The sequence below is a fragment of the Streptomyces sp. NPDC086023 genome (assembly GCF_044540325.1).
GTDB lineage: Bacteria > Actinomycetota > Actinomycetes > Streptomycetales > Streptomycetaceae > Streptomyces.
Genome location: NZ_JBITRX010000003.1, coordinates 314,354 through 334,524 on the forward strand (window position 1 = coordinate 314,354; position 20,171 = coordinate 334,524).

General features: G+C 73.8%; 17 protein-coding genes. 7 read left to right on the plus strand and 10 right to left on the minus strand.

The genetic code is table 11. The annotated features are described in order from the left end of the window. Positions 1 to 270 precede the first annotated feature (270 nt). On the minus strand, positions 271 to 1,479 hold the full coding sequence (locus ACIF6F_RS08050; RefSeq protein ID WP_399942886.1) for a PP2C family protein-serine/threonine phosphatase: 1,209 nt from the start codon (positions 1,477 to 1,479) through the stop codon (positions 271 to 273). Positions 1,480 to 1,539: 60 nt separating this feature from the next. Continuing rightward, a complete protein-coding gene (locus ACIF6F_RS08055; protein ID WP_399942889.1) occupies positions 1,540 to 2,085 on the minus strand; it encodes a hypothetical protein in 546 nt (181 codons plus the stop codon). Between the two features lie 301 nt (positions 2,086 to 2,386). Between ACIF6F_RS08055 and ACIF6F_RS08060 the strand changes: the two genes are divergently transcribed. Then, positions 2,387 to 3,571, plus strand: coding sequence for a zinc-dependent alcohol dehydrogenase (locus tag ACIF6F_RS08060; protein ID WP_399942891.1), 1,185 nt, complete (start codon positions 2,387 to 2,389; stop codon positions 3,569 to 3,571). After that, positions 3,568 to 4,590: a DNA topoisomerase IB gene (locus ACIF6F_RS08065; protein ID WP_399942894.1), complete on the plus strand. Its 1,023-nt coding sequence runs from the start codon at positions 3,568 to 3,570 to the stop codon at positions 4,588 to 4,590. Before ACIF6F_RS08060 ends, ACIF6F_RS08065 begins: the two co-directional genes overlap by 4 nt. A 10-nt stretch (positions 4,591 to 4,600) precedes the next feature. Here the strand turns inward: ACIF6F_RS08065 and ACIF6F_RS08070 are convergent, their stop codons facing one another. Both ACIF6F_RS08070 and ACIF6F_RS08075 read right to left on the minus strand, forming a co-directional pair. Beyond that, positions 4,601 to 5,722, minus strand: coding sequence for an ABC transporter substrate-binding protein (locus ACIF6F_RS08070; protein ID WP_399942897.1), 1,122 nt, complete (start codon positions 5,720 to 5,722; stop codon positions 4,601 to 4,603). Positions 5,723 to 5,890: 168 nt separating this feature from the next. Continuing rightward, complete coding sequence (locus ACIF6F_RS08075) at positions 5,891 to 7,255, minus strand: ROK family protein (protein ID WP_399942900.1); 1,365 nt, start codon at positions 7,253 to 7,255, stop codon at positions 5,891 to 5,893. Between the two features lie 175 nt (positions 7,256 to 7,430). Between ACIF6F_RS08075 and ACIF6F_RS08080 the strand changes: the two genes are divergently transcribed. From ACIF6F_RS08080 to ACIF6F_RS08100, 5 genes are all read left to right on the plus strand, one after another. Further along, positions 7,431 to 8,756 (plus strand): extracellular solute-binding protein, encoded by a 1,326-nt coding sequence (locus tag ACIF6F_RS08080; protein WP_399942902.1) that lies wholly within the window; start codon positions 7,431 to 7,433, stop codon positions 8,754 to 8,756. Positions 8,757 to 8,767: 11 nt separating this feature from the next. Continuing rightward, the gene (locus tag ACIF6F_RS08085) at positions 8,768 to 9,763 is read left to right on the plus strand and encodes a carbohydrate ABC transporter permease (protein ID WP_399942905.1); all 996 of its coding nucleotides are present in this window, start codon (positions 8,768 to 8,770) and stop codon (positions 9,761 to 9,763) included. A 73-nt stretch (positions 9,764 to 9,836) separates the two neighbouring features. Then, a complete protein-coding gene (locus ACIF6F_RS08090; protein WP_399943466.1) occupies positions 9,837 to 10,676 on the plus strand; it encodes a carbohydrate ABC transporter permease in 840 nt (279 codons plus the stop codon). Continuing rightward, positions 10,673 to 12,082 carry a GH1 family beta-glucosidase gene (locus ACIF6F_RS08095; protein WP_399942908.1) on the plus strand — a complete coding sequence of 470 codons (1,410 nt, stop codon included), beginning with the start codon at positions 10,673 to 10,675 and terminating at the stop codon, positions 12,080 to 12,082. The genes ACIF6F_RS08090 and ACIF6F_RS08095 overlap by 4 nt, the downstream gene beginning before the upstream one ends. Before the next feature lie 56 nt (positions 12,083 to 12,138). Next, complete coding sequence (locus tag ACIF6F_RS08100) at positions 12,139 to 14,352, plus strand: discoidin domain-containing protein (protein WP_399943469.1); 2,214 nt, start codon at positions 12,139 to 12,141, stop codon at positions 14,350 to 14,352. A gap of 64 nt (positions 14,353 to 14,416) precedes the next feature. On the opposite strand, the gene ACIF6F_RS08105 is transcribed toward ACIF6F_RS08100, so the two are convergent. The 6 genes from ACIF6F_RS08105 to ACIF6F_RS08130 form a co-directional block, all read right to left on the minus strand. Further along, positions 14,417 to 14,782, minus strand: coding sequence for a hypothetical protein (locus ACIF6F_RS08105; protein WP_399942911.1), 366 nt, complete (start codon positions 14,780 to 14,782; stop codon positions 14,417 to 14,419). Between the two features lie 188 nt (positions 14,783 to 14,970). Further along, a complete protein-coding gene (locus ACIF6F_RS08110; protein WP_399942914.1) occupies positions 14,971 to 16,038 on the minus strand; it encodes an RNA ligase (ATP) in 1,068 nt (355 codons plus the stop codon). 168 nt (positions 16,039 to 16,206) lie between these two features. After that, positions 16,207 to 17,313: a sugar ABC transporter substrate-binding protein gene (locus ACIF6F_RS08115; RefSeq protein WP_399942917.1), complete on the minus strand. Its 1,107-nt coding sequence runs from the start codon at positions 17,311 to 17,313 to the stop codon at positions 16,207 to 16,209. 232 nt (positions 17,314 to 17,545) lie between these two features. Beyond that, on the minus strand, positions 17,546 to 18,475 hold the full coding sequence (locus ACIF6F_RS08120; protein ID WP_399942920.1) for a Rieske 2Fe-2S domain-containing protein: 930 nt from the start codon (positions 18,473 to 18,475) through the stop codon (positions 17,546 to 17,548). A gap of 179 nt (positions 18,476 to 18,654) precedes the next feature. Further along, on the minus strand, positions 18,655 to 19,446 hold the full coding sequence (locus ACIF6F_RS08125) for a hypothetical protein (RefSeq protein ID WP_399942921.1): 792 nt from the start codon (positions 19,444 to 19,446) through the stop codon (positions 18,655 to 18,657). A 146-nt stretch (positions 19,447 to 19,592) separates the two neighbouring features. Then, the gene (locus ACIF6F_RS08130) at positions 19,593 to 20,108 is read right to left on the minus strand and encodes a GNAT family N-acetyltransferase (RefSeq protein WP_399943472.1); all 516 of its coding nucleotides are present in this window, start codon (positions 20,106 to 20,108) and stop codon (positions 19,593 to 19,595) included. Positions 20,109 to 20,171: the final 63 nt, after the last annotated feature.

Sequence of the window (20,171 nt, forward strand, 5' to 3'; positions counted from 1 at the left end):
CGACGCGGACCAGCACCGGAAACCCCAGCTCAGCGCGCTGGAGGCCGGCCTCCCGGCACGGCTGCGGACTGTGCCGCCGACCCCGCTCCCGGGGCTGGGCACGCACGCTCGTCGCCCGAACGGGCAGTCCCCCCTACGCCATTGGACGGACCGGCGGACCCGCACGATTCACGCCACGGCACCCACCGGCGTCCACGCCGGACGCCGCGCCCCGGGCCACGGGTACGGGAGGGAACGGAGGTGCGGGACGGTACCGGCCGCCACCGGACGTCAGCCGGCCGGATGCCATTCGGTGAGGAGGATGGTCGCGTCGTCCCGCAGCCGGTGGCCATGGTGGACCAGGACGTCCTGGATGAGCCGCCTGAGCGCCTCCGGGGCGCTCTCGCCTGAGGCCGTGGACCGGATCACGCTGTCGGTCAGCCGTAGTTCGCCGAACAGGTCGCCGTCGGGGGAGCGGGCCTCGGTGATGCCGTCGCTGTGCACCAGGACCCGGTCCCCGGGCTGCAGCCGGGCCCGGTCCGCCGCGGGCGATTCCCGGCCGTGGAACCCGAAGCCGAGCGGCAGGCGGGCCGTGCGCTCCAGCGCGCCGGGCACGACCCGCCCCTCACGGATCAGCAGCGGCGGCGGGTGGCCGCAGTTGACCCATACGAAGTCCCCGTTCTCCGTGTCGAGTTCGGCGATCACCGCGGTCATCAGCCGGTCGGGGATCCAGCGCACCAGCGTCCGGTCGATCGCCGTGACGATGTCGGAGAGCGACCCGCCGGACCGGCGGGTGGACCGGCACGCGGCCAGCCCGGCGGCGCTCATGCCGCCCGAGGCGAAGTCGTGCCCCATCGCGTCCAGCAGCGTCAGGTGCAGCGTGCCGTCGATGAAGCAGTGGTCGAAGGCGTCCCCGCCGATGTCGTACGCCGGCTCCAGCGCCGCGGCCGACGTCGCCCGCTCGGTGCCGATGGTCCGCGGGGGCAGGAACGCCCACAGCAGCTCGGCCTGCAGGGTCATCGGCCTGACGCGCTGCCGCTGCACCAGCAGGTCGTGGTGCGAGGACTTGGACACCACCAGCAGGGTGGCCAGGCTCGCCAGGGCCTGCCCGGCGGCGGTCAGCCCGGGCCCCAGGCCCGGCCCGGCGACCCGGAGAACGCCCACGCGTTCGACGCCGTCGACCATCGGGAACCAGGCGACCGCCTCGTCGCGGGCCTGCTGGACGCGCTGGCCGCGGTACGCCAGACCGGCCAGCGACCCGTCGATGTCGATGCCCTCCCGCTCGTCCGCCGCCAGGCCGGGCTGGGGGAGCGGCATCAGGCGCCGCTGCTGTACGTCGACCAGGTACAGGCGGCTGCCACCCGCGCCCAGCGCCCGCGCGGCCTCGTCGATCAGACCGGCCATCTGGGTGGCGGCCGCGCCGTGCGACCGCTCCAGCACCCCGGCCAGGACCGCCCCGAGCCGGTCCGGCGCCGTCGGCGCGGGCTCGTACCCGGTCACCGGCCGCTCCCTCCGGGACCCCCGCGCACCACCGGGCCGCCCGTCATCACCGGCCGCCTCTCAGGCGGCGACCGGCACGGGACGGCCGCCGGGCGTGAACGTACGGTCGACGGCGGCCAGCCGCAGGCCCTCCAGCAGCGCGATCTGCCGCTCGGCGCGGGCGGCGAGCCGGTGCATGGCCGCCTGGTCGACCCGGCTGTCGGTCCGCGCGACGTTCCCCAGGGAGCGCCACAGCGCCAGCTTCCCCTCCACGCCCAGCCGGAGCGCCTCCAGCTCCAGCAGGTCGCTCAGGGGCGAACGCGCGATCAGGCGGCCGTTCGGCTTGGCCCGCGCGGCCTTCTCCGCCAGCCGCATCACCAGGGACTTCACGTGCATGACCGGCACGTCGAAGGCCTCCATGACCTCCAGCAGGCTGTCCTGGTCCTCCTCGATGTCCCGGAGGAGGGTGACCAGCCGGGCGCCGGCCGGCGTACCGCGGTGGGTGCGGACCATGCGGCGCAGCAGCGCCACCCCGCCGGCCGCGCCGGCCCGGTGGTCGTTGAGGTAGATGCCGAGGAGGCGTTCCGGGCCGGGGGAGGGCGCGGAACGGCCGGTGTCCGGGGTCATGTCACCATCTCCGATCGCGTCGCGGGCGGTGCCGGCCCGCTCCCGCCGTCGGGACCGGCGCTCCTCCCCGTGGAGGAGCCACGGACTCCCCGCGGAGGAGCCACGGACACAGCGCCCCTACCCGCGTGCGCCGGGATCATGGCCCCGCGCCGCACCCCGCACGGGGCGCTCGCACCCCGTTACCGCCGGGAGGTTTCGCCCGGCCCCCGCCGGTTAGGCGCGTGGCACGGCCCGCACCGGACCGCGCCCCGCGCGCATCCGGCCGGGCACCGCGCACGACCGACCAGTGCGGGAGGCACTCATGCGCGCGCTGACCTGGCAGGGCCGCGAGGACGTCCGGGTGGAGACGGTTCCCGACCCCCGCATCGAGGACCCCACCGACATCGTGGTGAAGGTGACCACCACCGGCATCTGCGGTTCCGACCTCCACCTCTACACCGTGCTCGGCGCCTACCTCGACCCCGGCGACGTACTGGGCCACGAGGCGATGGGCACCGTTGTGGAGACCGGCCCCGAGGTGCGCACCCTCAGCCCCGGCGACCGTGTGGTCGTGCCGTTCAACATCTCCTGCGGCAGCTGCTTCATGTGCGACCAGGGCCTCCACTCCCAGTGCGAGACCACCCAGGTCCACGCCCACGGCAAGGGGGCGGCCCTCTTCGGCTACACCAAGCTCTACGGCCAGGTGCCCGGCGGCCAGGCGGAGTACCTCCGGGTCCCCTTCGGCGACACGCTGCCGGTCAAGGTCCCCGAGGGGCCGCCCGACGAACGCTTCGTCTACCTCTCCGACGTACTCCCCACCGCCTGGCAGGCCGTGGAGTACGCCGACCTCCCCCCGGGCGGTTCCCTCACGGTCCTCGGACTCGGCCCCATCGGGCAGATGGCGGCCCGGATCGCCCTGCACCGAGGCGCCCGCCTCGTCATCGGCGTCGACCTCGTCGACGCCCGACTGGCCCGCGCCCGTGGCGACGGGGTGCACACCCTCGACCTGCGGCAGTACGACGGCGCCCTCGGCGACGCGGTCCGCGACCTGACCGAAGGACGCGGCACCGACTCCGTCATCGACGCCGTCGGCATGGAGGCCCACGGCAGCACGAGTGCCTCCCTGGCCCAGAAGATGACGGCCAGGCTGCCCGACTCCCTCGCCCGGCCCCTGATGGAACGCGCCGGCATCGACAGCCTGACGGCCCTGCACACCGGCATCGACCTCGTGCGCCGCGGCGGCACCCTCTCCGTCTCGGGCGTCTACGGCGGCGCCGTCGACCCGATGCCCCTGCTCACCATGTTCGACAAGCAGATCCAGATCCGGATGGGCCAGGCCAACGTACGCGCCTGGACGGACGACATCCTGCCTCTGCTCACCGACGACGACCCGCTCGGCGTGGAGGGCTTCGCCACCCACACCCTGCCCCTGGCCCAGGCCCCCGAGGCGTACGCGCGCTTCCAGGCCAAGGACGACGGCATGATCAAGACGCTCCTGGTGCCGTGAGCGGAACGCGCCTGCGGACCAGCGACCCGCACCGCCCCGGCTGGCGCCGGGTCAGGCACGGCAAGGGATTCCGCTACCTCGACGCGGACGGCCGCCCGCTGGACGGCGAACAGCGCGACCGGATACGGCGGCTGGTCATCCCGCCGGCCTGGCAGGACGTGTGGATCTGCCCGTGGCCCAACGGCCACATCCAGGCCGTCGGGACCGACGCCGCGGGACGGCGCCAGTACCTGTACCACGCGAAGTTCCGGGAGCGGCAGGAGGCGGCCAAACACGAACACGTACGCCGGGTCGCCCGCGGCCTGCCCCGCCTGCGCCGCGCCGTGGCGGAGGACCTGACCGGCCGCGGACTGGGGCGGGACCGGGTCCTGGCCTGCGCCGCCCGGCTGCTCGACCTCGGCTTCTTCCGGATCGGCGGCGAGCGCTACGCCCGCGACCACGACAGCTACGGACTGACCACGCTGCTGCGCGAACACGTAGTCTGCCGCCGCGGCGAGGTCTGCCTGGACTTCCCCGCCAAGTCGGGCCGCCGGCAGAGCCGGACGCTCGTCGACGACGACGCGCTGGCCGTCGTCCGCGCCCTGCTCCGCCGGAAGGACCCCGGACCGCGGCTGTTCGCCTACTGGGAGGGGCGCGCCTGGCACGAGGTGCGCGCCGCCGACCTCAACGCCTACCTGAGGGAGCGCTCCGGGCAGGACATCACGGCCAAGGACTTCCGCACGTGGCACGCCACCGTCCTGGCCGCGGTGGCGCTCGCGGTCTCCGCACGAGCGGCCAGGGCCGCCCCGTCCGCGCGCAAGCGGGCGGCCGCCCGCGCGGTGCGGGAGGTCAGCGATTACCTCGGCAACACGCCCGCCGTGTGCCGGGCCTCGTACATCGACCCGGTGGTCTTCGAGCAGTACGAGGAGGGCACCACCATCGCCCCCGCCCTGGACCGGCTGGGCGAGGGCACTCCGCTGGGCACCCCCGCCACCCGGGGACCGACGGAACGCGCCGTCCTGCGGCTGCTCAAGGAGTAGGCGGGCGCCCTCAGCCGGTGTGCAGGACCCGGAAGCCGTCGGCGCCGGACCCCGCCGGATCCCGGTCGACGACCTGGACCGGCGGCCGGACCCACTGCCACACGCCGGTCCCCGGCGTACGGGAGAACGTGATCCGGCCGCGGGTGCCCTCGACGTCGACGGCCGGCCAGGCCGCGGCGATGCGCGCCCGGTCCGTGCCGTGCGCGCGCAGCACCGAGGCCAGGACGGTGACGGCGTCGTAGCCCTCGAAGGCGACGAACGACGGCGCCCCGCCGAGCCGCGTGCGCAGGGCGGCCCCGGCGCGTTCGCCGAGGGGACCGAGGCGCTCGGGCAGGTACCGCAGGAACGGGATCCCGGCGCCGTCCCCGCCCAGCGCCGCCGCCCACTCCGCGAACTCGGGCTGCCCGGCCGGGGCACCGATGAGGACGCCGGAGAGGCGTGGGTCGGCGCGCGCGGCCTTGACCAGCGGGACCGAAGGCTCCGGGGAACCGGCCAGGAGCAGCAGGGCCGTGGCGCCCAGCGCGGCGAGTCCGTCGCACACGGCGGAGGGGTCCAGCGCGCGCACGTCGAGTTCGGTGACGGTGCCGCCGCGGGTGGCGAGGTGGTCCCGGAGGATGCGGATGCCCGACTCCCAGTACACGCTCGGCTGGACGGCCACGGCGATCCGGCGGTGGCCCGCGCCGAGGAGGAAGTCGGCGTACACCCGCCAGCCGTGGGACTGGACCGGGGGAAGGCGCGCGACCCAGTCGGTCGGCCCTTCGGTGAGCGCGTCGATCACCGCCGACGAACAGAGGAACGGCAGCCCGAGCGCATCGGCCCGGGCAGCGGCCGCCCGGGCCACGACGCTGTGGTACTCGCCGGTCACGGCCACCACACCGAGGCCGGCCAGCTCGTCCACGGCCGCCACGGCCCGGTCCGGATCGGCCGCGGTGTCCCGCACCAGCAGCTCGACCGGCCGGCCCCCGATCCCACCACCGCCGTTCACCTCGCCCACGCCGAGTTCCAGGCCGGCGAGCAGCTGCCGCCCCGCCTCGGCCCACCCGGGCCGGCTCAACGGAGCGAGAGCCCCGATCCGCACGGCCCCGCCTTCGTCCCGCGGCCCGGCTCCGGCTGTCGATGTCGGCGTAGTCATGTGCGTGGGCCTCCTGTTGATGGGTTTGGTGCTGGTGCTGGTGCTGGTGGTGTCGGTTGTCTTCGCTCCCGATGTGTATGCAGGCGAGGGTCGTCATGTCCCTCCGGATGCTGGTTCAGAAGGGCCGGCGGGGCGGGGCAACCGAATTGAGCCGCCCTGCCGCAGCCGTCAGGAGCCCGTGCGGTTGCGGACCGCCGACTGCCAGTCCGGGGCCGGGGTTTCGGGGCGGGCTTCCGGGCGGCGGCCGCCGCGGGCGAAGAAGTCCGCCAGGGGCTGGATCGCGGCGCCGATCGTGACCGCGTCCGGGCCCAGCGTGCCCAGGCCGATGGAGGCGCGGGAGGCCGGGAAGCGCAGCGCGTTCGCCGCGGCATACTCCTTCACCCGGTCCAGGAAGCGCGTGCCGAGCTGGAGGCCCGCCCAGCCGCCGACCAGGATGCGGTCCGGCTGGAAGAGGTTGATCAGGTCCGCGAAGCCGGCTCCCAGGTACTCGGCCGTCTCCTCCAGCACGGCCGCCGCCGCGGCCTCCGGATCGCCGCCGGCCACGGATCCGGTCTCCGGCCCGAGTCCGTCCTCCGCTCCGCCGCCGGCCTCGGCGCCCTCCGGGTAGGCCGCCGCCAGCAGGGCCGCGAGGGCGGTCTCCTGGTTCGCGCCGGGCGGGGGATTGCCGCCCGCCTCGCGCCACCGCTCCAGAAGCGCCTCGGCCCCCGCGTAAGCCTCCAGGCAGCCGCGGGCCCCGCAGCGGCACCGCCGCCCCCGTACCCGTACGGTCAGGTGGCCCCACTCGACGGCCCGCCCGGGGCCCATGTCCTCGGTGACCACGCACGCGCCCACGCCCGACCCGAACAGCACGAACACCGCGTTGCCCGCGCCGCGCCCGGCGCCGAACCACATCTCGGCCTGGCCGAGCGTCTTCGCGCCGTTGTCGATGCAGAACGGCACCTCCGGCGGCAGCTCGACCGCCTCCCGCAGCAGCCGTTCCAGCGGTACGGCGTCCCAGCCGACGGTCTGGCCGTGCACCACGGTGCCGTCCTGCGCGGTGTGTTCCACGATGCCCGGGACGCCGACGCCCACGCCGAGCAGCCGTCCGGCCGGCACCCCGGCCGTCGCCAGCACCTCGGCGATGCCGGCGCGGATGTGGTCCACGACCACCGAGACCTCGTACGGGTCGTGCTCACGCGGCCCGGCGGCGGCCAGGGGGCGCTCCACCCGGGCCAGCTCCGTGAGGGCCAGGTCGAACAGCTCGATCCGGATGCGGGTCTCGCCCACGTCCACCCCGATCATGCTGCCGCCGGCGGGGCTGACCCGCAGGAGGGTGCGGGGCCTGCCGCCCGCGGAGTCCACGCTGCCGGCCTCCTCCACCAGGCCGTCGGCCACCAGCTCGGCGACCACGTTGCTCACCGAGCCGGAGCTCAGCCCCGTGGCGGGCCCGAGGGAGAAGCGGCTCAGCGGACCGTCGAAGTACAGCCGCCGGAGCACCGCCGTGCGGTTCTCCCGGCGCAGGTCACGAACCGTCCGGCCGCTTCTCGCTTCCAACCCTGCCCCCTGAATCGCCGCCGGCCGCCGTTGGCCGCCGCTTCCCTGCTTGCACGATACCGCTGTCAGGACCCTTGACGCGACCTTCTCTTGCGATTTAACTCACGTCCTAAATTAAGTCGCCGTCCGGCACCCGCACCCCCGTCACCCACGTTCCGAAAGGTTCCGACGAGCCATGCGCAGAAGCAGGATCAGAGCCGCCCTCACCGGCGTCGTCGCCCTCTCCCTCACGTTCGCCGCCACCGCCTGCGGCGGCGGCACCACCGGCGCCTCCGGGTCCGGCGGGGACGGGGGGAAGACCCTGACCTACTGGGCCTCCAACCAGGGCGCGAGCATCGAGGCCGACAAGAAGGTCCTCCAGCCCGAGCTCGACCGCTTCGAGCAGCAGACCGGCATCAAGGTGAAGCTGGAGGTCGTCCCCTGGTCCGACCTGCTCAACCGGATCCTCACCGCCACCACCTCCGGCCAGGGCCCCGACGTACTCAACATCGGCAACACCTGGAGCGCGTCCCTCCAGGCAGGCGGCGCCCTGCTGCCCTGGGACGACAAGGCCTTCGCGAAGATCGGCGGCCGCGACCGCTTCGTCGAGTCGGCGCTCGGCTCCACCGGAGCCCAGGGCAAGGACCCCGCGGCGGTCCCGCTCTACTCCATGGCCTACGCCCTCTACTACAACAAGGAGATGTTCCGGCAGGCCGGCATCGCCAAGCCGCCCGCCACCTGGGACGAACTCGTCGCCACCGGCAAGCGGCTCACCGCGAAGGGCGGCTCCGCCATCGGTGTCGAGGGCGGCAACCTCTCGAACAACATCCACCAGGTGTTCGTACTCGGCAAACAGCACGGCGCCGACTTCTTCACCCCCGACGGCAGGGCCGACTTCACCTCCGACGGCGCCGTCGCCGCGGTGAAGCAGTACGTCGACCTGATGGCCGCCCACAAGCTGGTCGCCCCCGGCAACGCCGAGTACGCCCAGAACCAGTCCCTCAGCGACTTCGCCAAGGACCGCACCGCCATGGTCCTGTGGCAGACCCCCTCCGCCACCTTCGCCTCCCAGGGCATGACCGAGGACGAGTGGGGCGTGGCGCCCGCGCCCGTCCCGGCCGGCACCCCCGGCCGGGGAACCTCGGTCAACTCCATGGTCGCGGGCATCAACATGGCCGTCTTCCGGAACACGAAGAACCTCGACGGCGCCCTCCGGTTCGTCAATTTCATGACCAGCGACGAGGAGCAGAAGACCCTCAACAAGGCCTACGGATCCATGCCGCCGGTCAAGAGCGCCCAGGCGGACCCCGCCTTCGCCACCCCCTCGCTCGCCGTCATCCGCGACACCCTGGCCACCAGCGCCGTCCCGCTCCCGCAGATCCCCGAGGAATCGCAGTTCGAGACCGTCGTGGGCACCGCGGTCAAGGAACTCTTCGCCGACGCGGCGGCCGGCCGCCCCGTCACCACCGCCTCGGTCCGGGCCAGGCTCCACAAGGCCCAGCAGCAGATGCCGAACCAGTGACGGACACCGCGATGACCACCACCGCCACTTCACCCGCCGGCGGGCCGGCGGTGCGGGCGGGCGGGCCCCGGGCGGCGCACCCCGCGCGCCGCCCCCGGCGCGGGCGCCGCGTACCGCTGCCCTACCTGCTCCTGCTGCCCGCCCTGCTGCTCGAACTCCTCGTCCACCTCGTGCCGATGCTCATCGGCATCGTCATGAGTTTCCGGGAGCTGACCCAGTTCCACATCGCGCACTGGAGCGGCGCGCCCTGGGCCGGCCTCGACAACTACGCCGTCTCCGTGGACTTCGACGCCCCCGTCGGCGCCGCACTCCTCCGGTCCTTCGCCACGACGTGCGTGTTCACCCTGTCCTCGGTCGCCGTGTGCTGGCTGCTGGGCACCGCCGCCGCGCTCTTCCTCCAGGACTCCTTCCGCGGCCGGGGCCTGCTGCGCGCCCTGTTCCTCGTCCCGTACGCCCTGCCCGTCTACGCAGCCGTCATCACCTGGGCCTTCATGTTCCAGCGGGACAACGGCCTGGTGAACCACGTGCTCCACGACCAGCTCGGCATCGGCGACGGCCCGGCCTTCTGGCTGATCGGCGACAACAGCTTCTGGGCCCTGCTGGCCGTCTCGGTCTGGAAGGGCTGGCCCTTCGCCTTCCTGATCGTCATGGCCGGCCTGCAGAACATCCCCCGCGAGCCGTACGAGGCGGCCGCCCTGGACGGGGCCGGCGTGTGGCGGCAGGTCCGGCACGTCACGCTGCCCGCCCTCAGGCCGGTCAACCAGGTCCTCGTGCTCGTCCTCTTCCTCTGGACCTTCAACGACTTCAACACGCCGTTCGTGCTCTTCGGCAGGGCCGCCCCGGAGGCCGCCGACCTGATCTCGCTGCACATCTACCAGTCCTCGTTCCAGACCTGGAACTTCGGCACCGGGTCGGCCATGTCCGTGCTGCTCCTGCTGTTCCTGCTGCTCGTCACGGGCGGGTACCTGCTGCTCACCACCCGGGGGAGGAACTCCGCCGATGTCTAGCCCGCCGATGTCCAGCCCGCAGATCTCCGGCCCGCAGATCGCAGGCCTCACCCCCCGGACCGCGCGGTCGCCCATGGCACCGCCCCGCGGCTTCCTCTGGGCCCGCCGGGTCTTCCTCACCCTGCTCACCGGCTTCGTGCTCCTGCCGGTCTACGTGATGGCCTCCAGCTCCCTCAAGCCGCTGGAGGACGTGTCGGGGAAGTTCCGGTGGCTGCCCTCCGGGCTCACCGCCCGCCCGTACCTCGACATCTGGCGCACGGTGCCGCTCGCCGACTACTTCGTGAACTCCCTGGTGGTGGCGGGGCTGGCGACCGTCTGCTCCGTGACGGTCGCGGTCCTCGCCGCGTACGCCGTCAGCCGCCACGCCTTCCGCGGCCGCCGCGTGTTCACGGTCACCGTCCTGTCGACGCAGATGTTCCCCGGCGTCCTCTTCCTGCTGCCGCTCTTCCTCCTCTACGTCAACATCGGCAATGCCACCGGGATCGCCCTGTTCGGCTCCCGCGGCGGCCTGGTCCTCACCTACCTGACGTTCTCCCTGCCCTTCTCCATCTGGATGCTCATCGGGTACTTCGACTCCATCCCGCGCGACCTCGACGAGGCCGCCAGGGTCGACGGCTGCGGCCCGCTCGGCGCCCTCTTCCGGGTGATCGTCCCGGCCGCCGTCCCCGGGATCGTCGCCGTCGCCGTGTACGCCTTCATGACCGCCTGGGGCGAGGTGCTGTTCGCCTCCGTCATGACCAACGACACCACCCGCACCCTCGCCGTCGGCCTCCAGGGCTACGCCACGCAGAACGACGTCTACTGGAACCAGATCATGGCCGCCTCGCTCGTCGTCAGCGTGCCCGTCGTCGCCGGCTTCCTGCTGCTCCAGCGCTACCTCGTCACCGGCCTGACCGCCGGTGCCGTCAAATGACCCCCGCCGAACGCCCCGTCATCCGAGAGGCCCCCGTGACCGCACCCGCCACCGCTCCCGCACTCGACCTCGCGGCCTTCCCGCCCGGCTTCTCCTGGGGCACCGCCACCTCCGCGTACCAGATCGAGGGCGCCGTCACCGCCGACGGCCGGGGCCCGTCGATCTGGGACACCTTCTCCCACACGCCCGGCGCCGTCGACAACGGCGACCACGGGGACACCGCCTGCGACCACTACCACCGCTGGCCCGAGGACATCGCCCTGATGCGCCGCCTCGGCACGGACGCCTACCGCTTCTCGATCGCCTGGCCGCGGATCCTGCCCGCCGGCGACGGCCCCCTCAACCCCGCCGGACTCGACTTCTACGACCGCCTGGTGGACGCCCTCCTCGACGCCGGCATCACGCCGTCCGCCACGCTGTACCACTGGGACCTGCCCCAGGCCCTCCAGGACCGTGGCGGCTGGACCGTGCGGGAGACCGCCGAGCACTTCGCCGCGTACGCCGGCCGGGTCGCCGCCCGCCTCGGCGACCGGGTCACCCAGTGGGCCACGCTCAACGAACCCCTCTGCTCCGCCTGGATCGGACACCTGGAAGGCCGGATGGCCCCCGGGCTCACCGATCTCGCCGCCGCCGTGCGCGCCTCCTACCACCTGCTCCTCGGGCACGGCCTCGCCGTCGCCGCGGTCCGCGCGGCCGCCCCCGCCGCGAGCATCGGCCTGGTCACCAACCACTCCACCGTGGCCCCCGCCTCCGCGCGCCCCGAGGACGTGGCCGCCGCGAACCGGGTGGACGGCCACGTCAACCGCTGGTTCCTCGACCCGGTGTACGGCCGTGGCTTCCCGGCCGACATGCGCGAGCTGTACCGCGTCGACCTGCCGGAACACCCCGGCGACGCGGCCGTCATCGCGGCCTCGCTGGACTGGCACGGCGTCAACTACTACTTCCCGGTGACCGTCGAGGACGACCCCGCGGGCCCGGTCCCGCACGCCCGCGACGTCCGGCAGCCCGGCCTGCCGCGCACGGCCATGGACTGGCCTGTCGATCCGGCGGGCCTGGAGTCGCTGCTGCTCAGGCTCACCGAGGAGTACGGCGTCCGCCGCCTGTACGTCACCGAGAACGGCTCCGCCTTCGACGACCGCCCCGCCCCGGACGGATCGGTCGACGACCCGGAGCGCGCCGCCTACCTGGAGGACCACATCGCGGCCTGCGCCCGCGCGGTCCGCAGGGGCGCCCCCCTGGCCGGCTATTACGCCTGGTCCCTGCTGGACAACTTCGAGTGGGCGTACGGGTACGCCAAGCGCTTCGGCCTCGTCCACGTGGACTACGCGACGCAGCGCCGCACCCTGAAGTCCAGCGGCCTCAGGTACGCCGACATCGTCCGCCGGCACCGCGCACAGGCGGACTGACCGCACATCCCCCCACCTCCGAGAAGGAGAGAGCCGCAGTGTCGTCTGTCATGCGCATGCTAGGAATCTCGGCCCCGCCGGGCCGCGGCCGCCCCCACTCCGCGTTCGCCGGCGGTCGGACCCGCCCGGGCCCCGACCGCCGCCCCCTGGCGGCCGGCCTGGTCACCGCACTCCTCGGGGCCCTGCTGGCCCTGGCCCCCGCCCCACCGGCCGCGGCCGCCCCCGTCCTGCTCTCTCAGGGGAGGCCCGTCACGGCCTCCAGCACCGAGCACGCCGGCACCCCCGTGGCCGCTGCGGTGGACGGCGACCCCGGCACCCGCTGGTCCAGCGCCTTCGCCGACCCCCAGTGGCTCCAGGTGGACCTCGGCGCCCCCGCCCTCCTCGACCACGCCGCCCTGCGCTGGGAGACCGCGTACGGAAAGGCGTACCGCATCGAGACCTCGCTCAACGGCGCCGACTGGACCACCGCCTACAGCACCGCCACTGGCACCGGCGGCAACGAGACCGTCCCGCTGTCCGGCACCGCCCGCCACGTCCGCCTCACCGGCACCACCCGCGCCACCGGATGGGGCTACTCGCTCTGGGAGTTCCAGGTGTACGGCACCCCCGACGGCGGTCCGACGCTGCCCGGCGGCGGCGACCTCGGGCCCAACGTGCACGTCATCGATCCCGCGACCCCGGACATCCAGGGCAAGCTCGACGCCGTCTTCCGGCAGCAGGAGGCGGCCCAGTTCGGCACCGGCCGGCACGCCTTCCTCTTCAAGCCCGGCACCTACCACGGCCTGAACGCCCAGATCGGCTTCTACACCCAGATCGCCGGCCTCGGCCTGCGGCCCGACGACACCCTCATCAACGGCGACGTCACCGTGGACGCCGGCTGGTTCGGCGGCAACGCCACGCAGAACTTCTGGCGCTCCGCCGAGAACCTGGCCCTCAACCCGGTCAACGGGACCGACCGGTGGGCCGTCTCACAGGCCTCGTCCTTCCGCCGGATGCACGTCAAGGGCGGCCTGAACCTCTCGCCCGACGGGTACGGCTGGGCCAGCGGCGGCTACATCGCCGACTCCCGGATCGACGGCCAGGTCGGCAACTACTCGCAGCAGCAGTGGTACACCCGCGACAGCTCCATCGGCGGCTGGTCCAACAGCGTGTGGAACCAGGTCTTCTCCGGCGTCGAGGGCGCACCCGCGAACTCCTTCCCCGAGCCCCGCTACACCACCCTCGCCACCACGCCGGTCTCCCGCGAGAAGCCGTTCCTGCACTACGAGGGCGGCGAGTTCAAGGTGTTCGTGCCGGCCAAGCGCACCGGCGCCCGCGGCGTCAGCTGGGCCGGCGGCACCCTCGCGGGCACCTCGGTCCCGCTGAGCCGGTTCTACGTCGTGCGGCCCGGCACCACCGCGGCGACCATGAACCAGGCCGTCGCCCAGGGCCTCCACCTGCTCTTCACCCCCGGCGTCTACCACGTGGACCGCACGGTCGAGATCAACCGCCCCGGCACCGTCGTGCTCGGCCTCGGCCTCGCCACGATCATCCCGGACAACGGGGTCACCGCGATGCGCGTCGCCGACGTCGACGGCGTGCGCCTCGCCGGGTTCCTCATCGACGCCGGACCCGTCAACTCGCCCACCCTGCTGGAGATCGGCCCGCAGGGCGCTTCCGCCGACCACTCCGCCGACCCGGTCACCGTGCAGGACGTCTACCTCCGCATCGGCGGCGCCGGCCCCGGCAAGGCCACCACCTCGATGGTGGTCAACAGCGACGACACGATCATCGACCACACCTGGGTCTGGCGCGCGGACCACGGCGACGGCGTCGGCTGGGAGACCAACCGCGCCGACTACGGCGTGCGCGTCAACGGCGACGACGTCCTGGCCACCGGCCTGTTCGTCGAGCACTTCAACAAGTACGACGTCGAGTGGTACGGCGAGCGCGGCCGCACGGTCTTCTTCCAGAACGAGAAGGCCTACGACGCCCCCGACCAGGCCGCCATCCAGAACGGCTCCGTGAAGGGCTATGCCGCCTACCGCGTCGACGACTCGGTGACCACCCACGAGGCCTGGGGCCTCGGCAGCTACTGCTACTACAACGTCGACCCGACCATCCGGCAGGCCCACGGCTTCCGCGCCCCGGTCAGGCCCGGCGTGCGCTTCCACAGTCTGCTGACCGTCTCCCTCGGCGGCAACGGCCAGTACGACCACGTCGTCAACGACACCGGTGCCCCCACCTCCGGCACCTCCACCGTCCCCTCGACGGTCGTCTCCTACCCCTGACGACCGCGTCCCGCAGAGACGGACGCCCCGCCGGCCGGTCAGCGGCCGGCGGGGCGTCCCGCGGTCAGGAGGTGCGCTTGAGCGTCCAGGTGTTGGCGCTGAAGCTGGGCACCGAGGAGTAGCGGCAGCCGCTGGAGTAGTACGAGCTGGTGATCGTCCAGCCGGCGGGCGGCCAGGTGGAGGCGCAGGCGTTGACCTGGGTACCGACCGGGTAGCCGGTCAGGTCCTTTATCTGCTTGGTGTTGGGGTTGAAGCCGGTGCCGCAGCCGCTGCTGTTCCACCACTGCACGTCCACCCAGCCGGCCGGGGTGAGCGTGCTGGAGCACATGTTGAGCGTGTCGCCGGGCGCCGCCGAGGCGGGGCTCGCGGTGAGCGCGAGGGCGGCACAGGCCAGGGCGGCGAGGGCGGATGCGGAGCGGGTGCGGATCACGGACGTCCCCTTCTTGGCAGACCGGAGCGGCCACCGACGGTCGGCGGCGCGTCATCCGGGAAGCAGGACATTGGTATCCGATATCCGGACTTGGCGGACAGTCACCTTTCGGGCACGACCGGGCGGCGGTTTAAGGCCGCCCGACCGCGCCGCGCTGCCGGTGCGCCCCCAGGTTCGGCGGGCGCAGGTCACTCGTACTCGGTGCCGCCCTTGCGGGTCAGGTAGGCCGGGCTGACCGCCTTGGCGATGGCCCGCCCGCCCGTCACCGGGCTGTAGCGCTCGGCGGCCGGACGCACCACCACGCCCTCGCGGACGTGCAGTTCCCGGCCGGAGACCGTCTCGCGCCCGGTGGCCGCCGCGAGCACCGTGGCCTGGTCGTACGGACCCTCGTAGAGCCGCGGGACCAGCGGCAGTTCGCCGTCGAGCACCTCGGCGGGGTCCAGCCAGCGGACCTCGCCGCCGATGTCGGCGGACACGTCGAAGACGGCGTAGCCGGGCCCGGTGGTCCGGGCGTCGGACCCGTACGCGAGGTCCTGGACGCCCGCGCCGAAGACCTCGCCGAAGATCCCGACCCGGGTGGCGCCGAGCCGCTCGGCCAGCCGGGCGGCGGCCTCCGCGACCCCGTGTCCCCGCACGGCGCGCCAGTAGACGTTGCCCTCCGCCTCCTTGAGCGCCAGACCGCGCGATCCGAACCCCTTGGAGGAGACCAGCACGCGGCCGTCCGCCGCCAGGAAGGTGAGCAGGCAGGCCGTCCCGTGCAGCTTCTCGGTCAGCACGACGGGCTCGCCGGGCTCGAAGATGTGCGGGTACCGCTGCAGGTTCTCGATGTCGACCCAGGGCAGCAGGTCGGGTGCGGACTCCACGTCGCCGCTCATCGTGGTCGGCACCGGGGGCACCCACTTGGTGACGCCCAGCAGTTCGGCGAAGTCCTCGCCCTCCGCGGCCGCCCGGTGCAGGTCGGTGCCGGCGACGGCGGCCGGTACGCAGACCAGCCCCTGGGACAGCTCCCCGCGCAGCCGGACCGCCTTGACCCGGTTGGCGGCCCCGCCGGCCAGCCGGCCGGTGAGCCCCAGCTCCTCGATCAGCGCGTCCGGGAGCACCGCCTGCTCGGGTATGTACAGGGCGACGTCGCCGGTGCGGAACCGGCCCTTCGCCACCACGGCCCGGTACAGGCCCACTTGGGCGAGTTCGAGGGCGTCGGCGTCGGGATGCGCGTGGACGGTCAGGACTTCTGCGGTGACGCGGAACGTGGACATGCCCCCACCCTGGCCGTCCGATATTCGGAGCGCGAGGCGTTTTCCCTCTGCTAGGCGGCGTTCCCTCGACCGCGCCGCAGCGGCCTCCCGCTGCGGCGCACCCGGAGGCCGAACCGGCCCCGCGCCCGCGGGCCACTCCCCGGCGGTGGCCCGCGGGCGCGGGTCCGGCTACTCCAGGCCGGCCTCGGCGCAGGCGGCCTTGAGCCGCGGGGTCGTGCAGATCTCGTCGACCGTGTAGATGCCGTCGCTGACGACCGTGCTCTGCACGGTGTCACGGGTCACGGAGATGCCCGGCACCAGCACCGCCGGAACCCGCCGGCCGCCCGCGCTGCCGACCATCTGGTTGATCATCCCGTCGAACTTCTGCCCCTCGGCGAGCAGGACGGCCAGCTCCGCCGCGGCCGAGGCCTCGGCGACGTACGGCTTGTAGACGCTCATGTACTGCTCGCCCAGCAGGATCCGCTGGACGCCCGCCAGCTCCGCGTCCTGGCCGGTCACCGGGGGCAGCGGGCTCACGCCGGCGGCCTTGAGGGCGGAGATGATGCCGCCGGCCATCCCGTCGTTCGCCGAGTAGACGCCGACGATGCCGTCCTTGCCGAGCGCGGCGATGGCGGACTGCATGTGGGCCTTGGCGTTCTCCGGCTTCCAGTCGGCGGTGTCGTACTCCTTGCCGACCGTGACCTTGCCGTCGAGCACCGAACGCGCCCCGGACTTGAACGCGGCGGCGTTCGGGTCGGTGACCGCTCCGTTGACCATCACGATCCGACCGCTGCCGGCCTTGTCGCCGAGGGCGTCCAGCAGCCCCTGGCCCTGCACCTTGCCGACGTCCTCGTTGTCGAACGAGGTGTACACGTCGACGGGTCCCTCCGCGAGGCGGTCGTAGGCGATCACCGGTATGCCGGCGTCCTTCGCCCGCTTCACGGCCCCGGCCACCGACTTGGCGTTCACCGGGTCGATGATCAGCACGTCGACCTTCGCGGCGATCATCTCGTCCACCTGGCTGTCCTGCCGGGCCGCGTCGCCCTCGGCGTTGGCGTAGACCACCTTGCCCTTGCCGAAGGTCATCCGGTCGACCTTCTTCTCGATCAGCGGCCTGTCGAACCGCTCGTAACGCGCCGTCTCCGTCTCGGGCAGGAGGAGGCCCACCTTGATCGCACCGCGGCTGTGGCGCTCGTCCGCGCCGCCGCCGGAGTCCGAGCCGCACCCGGCGAGGGCGGTGGCCCCCACTGCGGCGGCGCAGACGGCGGCGGCGATGCGAAGGCGATGTGCGTGCACGTGGTGAACCTCTCCGAAGGGCCATGTCTTTCGTGGCCGAAGTGGAGGCAGTCAACTCCGCTGCGGAACCGCCGTCAAGCTATTGATTCTTAACGATCCGGCAACCTGCCGGAGGGGTGGTTAGCCCGAATTCATGCCATATTTGTGCTTCTTTCGTGTGCGGCGCGGGCGGCACACACTTCAAGCCCTGAATGCAAGCCGCGAGTGCAAGTCGCCCCAGGCGGAAGCTCCTTCACGACTCCTGGCGCAGCCGGGCCTCGACGAACCCGTCCACGAGTCGGGTCTCGAACGAGGGCTGCGGAGCCGTGGCCGGACCGCGTACGTTCCACCCGTCGGCCAGCCGGAAGACGCTCCCGTGCCACGGGCAGCGGACGCAGCCGTCGGACACCTCGCCCTCCGACAGGGGCCCGCCCATGTGGGCGCAGCGGTCGGCCAGCACGTGCACCTCGCCGCCGGCCTCCCGCACGGCCAGCACGTCCACCCCGTCGACGGAGGCCCGTACGGCCCTGCCCGCCGGGAAGGCCGCCACCGGGCCCAGCCGGTGCCAGCCCGGCCCCACCAGGTGCGGCACCACCTCGGCGTGGTTGGCCCCGGCCGCCTGGCGGTACGCGAGGTGCCCGCCGAGGGCCCCGCCGACGCTCACGCAGGCCAGCCCGGCCAGCGCGAGGAGCTTGCCGCGGCCGGTCCGGCCGCGCACGCGGTGCGCCAGCGAGGCGGCGTACAGGGTGACGGCGCCCGTGTTCGACAGGGCGTGGACCAGTCCCACGCGGGCCTGCTCGGGCGGCAGCTCCGCCCAGTCCGTCCAGCCCGAGAGGGCGGCGGGGCCCGCCGATGCCAGCCCCACCCCGATGAGCGTGCGCGCCCCGCGGGCCTCCCCGGGCACCAGGTCCAGCACGGCGGCCGACAGCCAGGCCCCGATGGGCACCTGCACGAGCAGCGGGTGTGCCGGATGCCCCAGCGGGACGCCGTGCAGCACGTCGCGGGCGCCGCCCAGCGGCAGCGCCCGCACGGCCTTGCGCACCCCGCCGATCAGGCCGTCCGGGGCGGTCGACCGCTCCAGCCGTTGCACGGCCCGCAGGACGGGGCCCGGCCCGCTCCGGCGATCGCTCGGTGCCCCACGGTGTGTTCCCCGGTGTACGTGCCTCGCGCGGTGAGTATGCATGCCGGGCGGCTACCCGGGGCGGGTGCCGGGATGCGCGCTTCCCCGGGGCGGGGGAGCGGCCGGCGGGCCCGCCGGGCCGCCCCAGGGCGGTCACGCCGCCCCCGCGTCCGGTGGTTACGGCCGCCCCGGCACCTCGGCGGGTTCTTCGTGCCGACCGCCGGCCGGGCGTGCCCGGCCGGTCAGTCCGCGGCCACCGCCGCCAGGATCAGCCCGCCGTGGAACCGCTGGTAGACGGGTGTCCCGCCCGGCCACGCCGGGCTGCGCCCGAACGGCACAGCGACCGGACCGCAGGCCGTACGCAGGTCGGCCAGCAGCGCCCGCTCAGGCAGCCGGGAGCCGGCGTCCACAAGCACCGGATCGCCTGACCCGAGCGCCTCCGCGACGGTCATGACCCCGACGGTCCCCGGCTCGCGTGCGGCCGCCACCGCTTCGGGTGCGTCCTCGGGGAACTCGTCGTCGGCGTCGGCGAAGTCACCGGTGAACCAGTTCAGGAAGGCCGTGGCGAAGCCCCCGAAATGCTCCTGGTACCGGGCGGCGCAGCACACCACACCGGCCACGCCGACCAGCCAGTGCTGGAACGAGGGTGCGACCAGTCCGGCACCGTGCCCCTCCCGGAAGCCGAACACCGGCCCCCACGCCCCCGTCTCGCGGTCGACGTCCACGTAGTACGTCTCGGCGCCCGCGTTGGTGTGGACGATGCGGTACGAACCGGGGTCGCCGCACCGCCATCCGGCACCCGGGCGCCCCGAGTTGGCCGGGTGCAGGGCTCCGAACGCGTCGTGGTCGCCGACCGCCAGCAGCCCGGCCCGACGGCACACCTCCCGGACCGGGTCGGGCACCGCAACGCCCCAGCCGTCCATCTCCGCGTCGGTCGCCCCGTCGTCGAGCCGCACGCTCTCCTCGGCCCCCGCGGCCTCCCGCAGGGCCCCCACCACGTCCCGCCACGCGGGCGGTTCAGCTGTCCAGATCACGCCCGCAGCCTTTCACAGCGCCCGCCCGCCTCCTTGCCACCCGGTCACGGGGAGGCACGCGCGCTCCCCGCGGGTCCAGCGGCCCGCCGCCCTGCGCCCGGGCGGCCGTCTGACGCACCGCCCGCACCCGCCCGTCGCCCCGCGGGCTACGCCTGCCCGGGCAGCTCCCACTCGATCTCGCCCTCGTGCACGTGGGCGGTGGGTGCCAGGCCGGCGGCCGCGGCGACGGCGGCGGACGCCTGGTGGTCGGGATGGATGTGGGCGCGGACCGTCCGTACGCCCTGCCCGCGCAGCCACGCCACCAGCCCGCGCGCCGCCTCGCCGGCGATCCCGCGGCCCTGCCACGGCGTCCCGACCACCCAGGCGACCTCGGCCGCGCACTCCACCCCCGGGCCGGCGAGGGACACCGTCGCCTGCACCGTGCCGGCCAGGCTGTCCTCCTCGCGGACGCGGATCACCCAGTTCCACCACAGCACGGAGGGGTCGGGGGAGCCTGCCACCAGCCGTACGTACCGCTCGCTCAGAGCCTCGGGGGAGTACGGGGCACCGCCGATGAAGGCGTGCAGCGCCGGATCTCCGAGGACCGCGGCCATCTCCTCCGCGTGCTCCACGGCGAGCGGCTCCAGGCGCAGCCGCTCGGTCCCGATGGCCGCGATCCGCATGCCGGCCTCGCCGTCGGCCGCGCTCACGCCGTCCGCCCCGTTCACGCCGTCTCCCTTCCGGGC

Excerpts from the sequence above, each read along its gene's own strand:
- ACIF6F_RS08080 (WP_399942902.1), top strand. The coding sequence starts at position 7,431 with ATGCGCAGAAGCAGGATCAGAGCCGCCCTCACCGGCGTCGTCGCCCTC.
- ACIF6F_RS08070 (WP_399942897.1), bottom strand. The coding sequence starts at position 5,722 with ATGACTACGCCGACATCGACAGCCGGAGCCGGGCCGCGGGACGAAGGC.
- ACIF6F_RS08055 (WP_399942889.1), bottom strand. The coding sequence starts at position 2,085 with ATGACCCCGGACACCGGCCGTTCCGCGCCCTCCCCCGGCCCGGAACGC.
- ACIF6F_RS08095 (WP_399942908.1), top strand. The coding sequence starts at position 10,673 with ATGACCCCCGCCGAACGCCCCGTCATCCGAGAGGCCCCCGTGACCGCA.
- ACIF6F_RS08090 (WP_399943466.1), top strand. The coding sequence starts at position 9,837 with ATGGCACCGCCCCGCGGCTTCCTCTGGGCCCGCCGGGTCTTCCTCACC.
- ACIF6F_RS08120 (WP_399942920.1), bottom strand. The coding sequence starts at position 18,475 with ATGCATACTCACCGCGCGAGGCACGTACACCGGGGAACACACCGTGGG.
- ACIF6F_RS08060 (WP_399942891.1), top strand. The coding sequence starts at position 2,387 with ATGCGCGCGCTGACCTGGCAGGGCCGCGAGGACGTCCGGGTGGAGACG.
- ACIF6F_RS08100 (WP_399943469.1), top strand. The coding sequence starts at position 12,139 with ATGCTAGGAATCTCGGCCCCGCCGGGCCGCGGCCGCCCCCACTCCGCG.
- ACIF6F_RS08110 (WP_399942914.1), bottom strand. The coding sequence starts at position 16,038 with ATGTCCACGTTCCGCGTCACCGCAGAAGTCCTGACCGTCCACGCGCAT.
- ACIF6F_RS08085 (WP_399942905.1), top strand. The coding sequence starts at position 8,768 with ATGACCACCACCGCCACTTCACCCGCCGGCGGGCCGGCGGTGCGGGCG.
- ACIF6F_RS08130 (WP_399943472.1), bottom strand. The coding sequence starts at position 20,108 with ATGCGGATCGCGGCCATCGGGACCGAGCGGCTGCGCCTGGAGCCGCTC.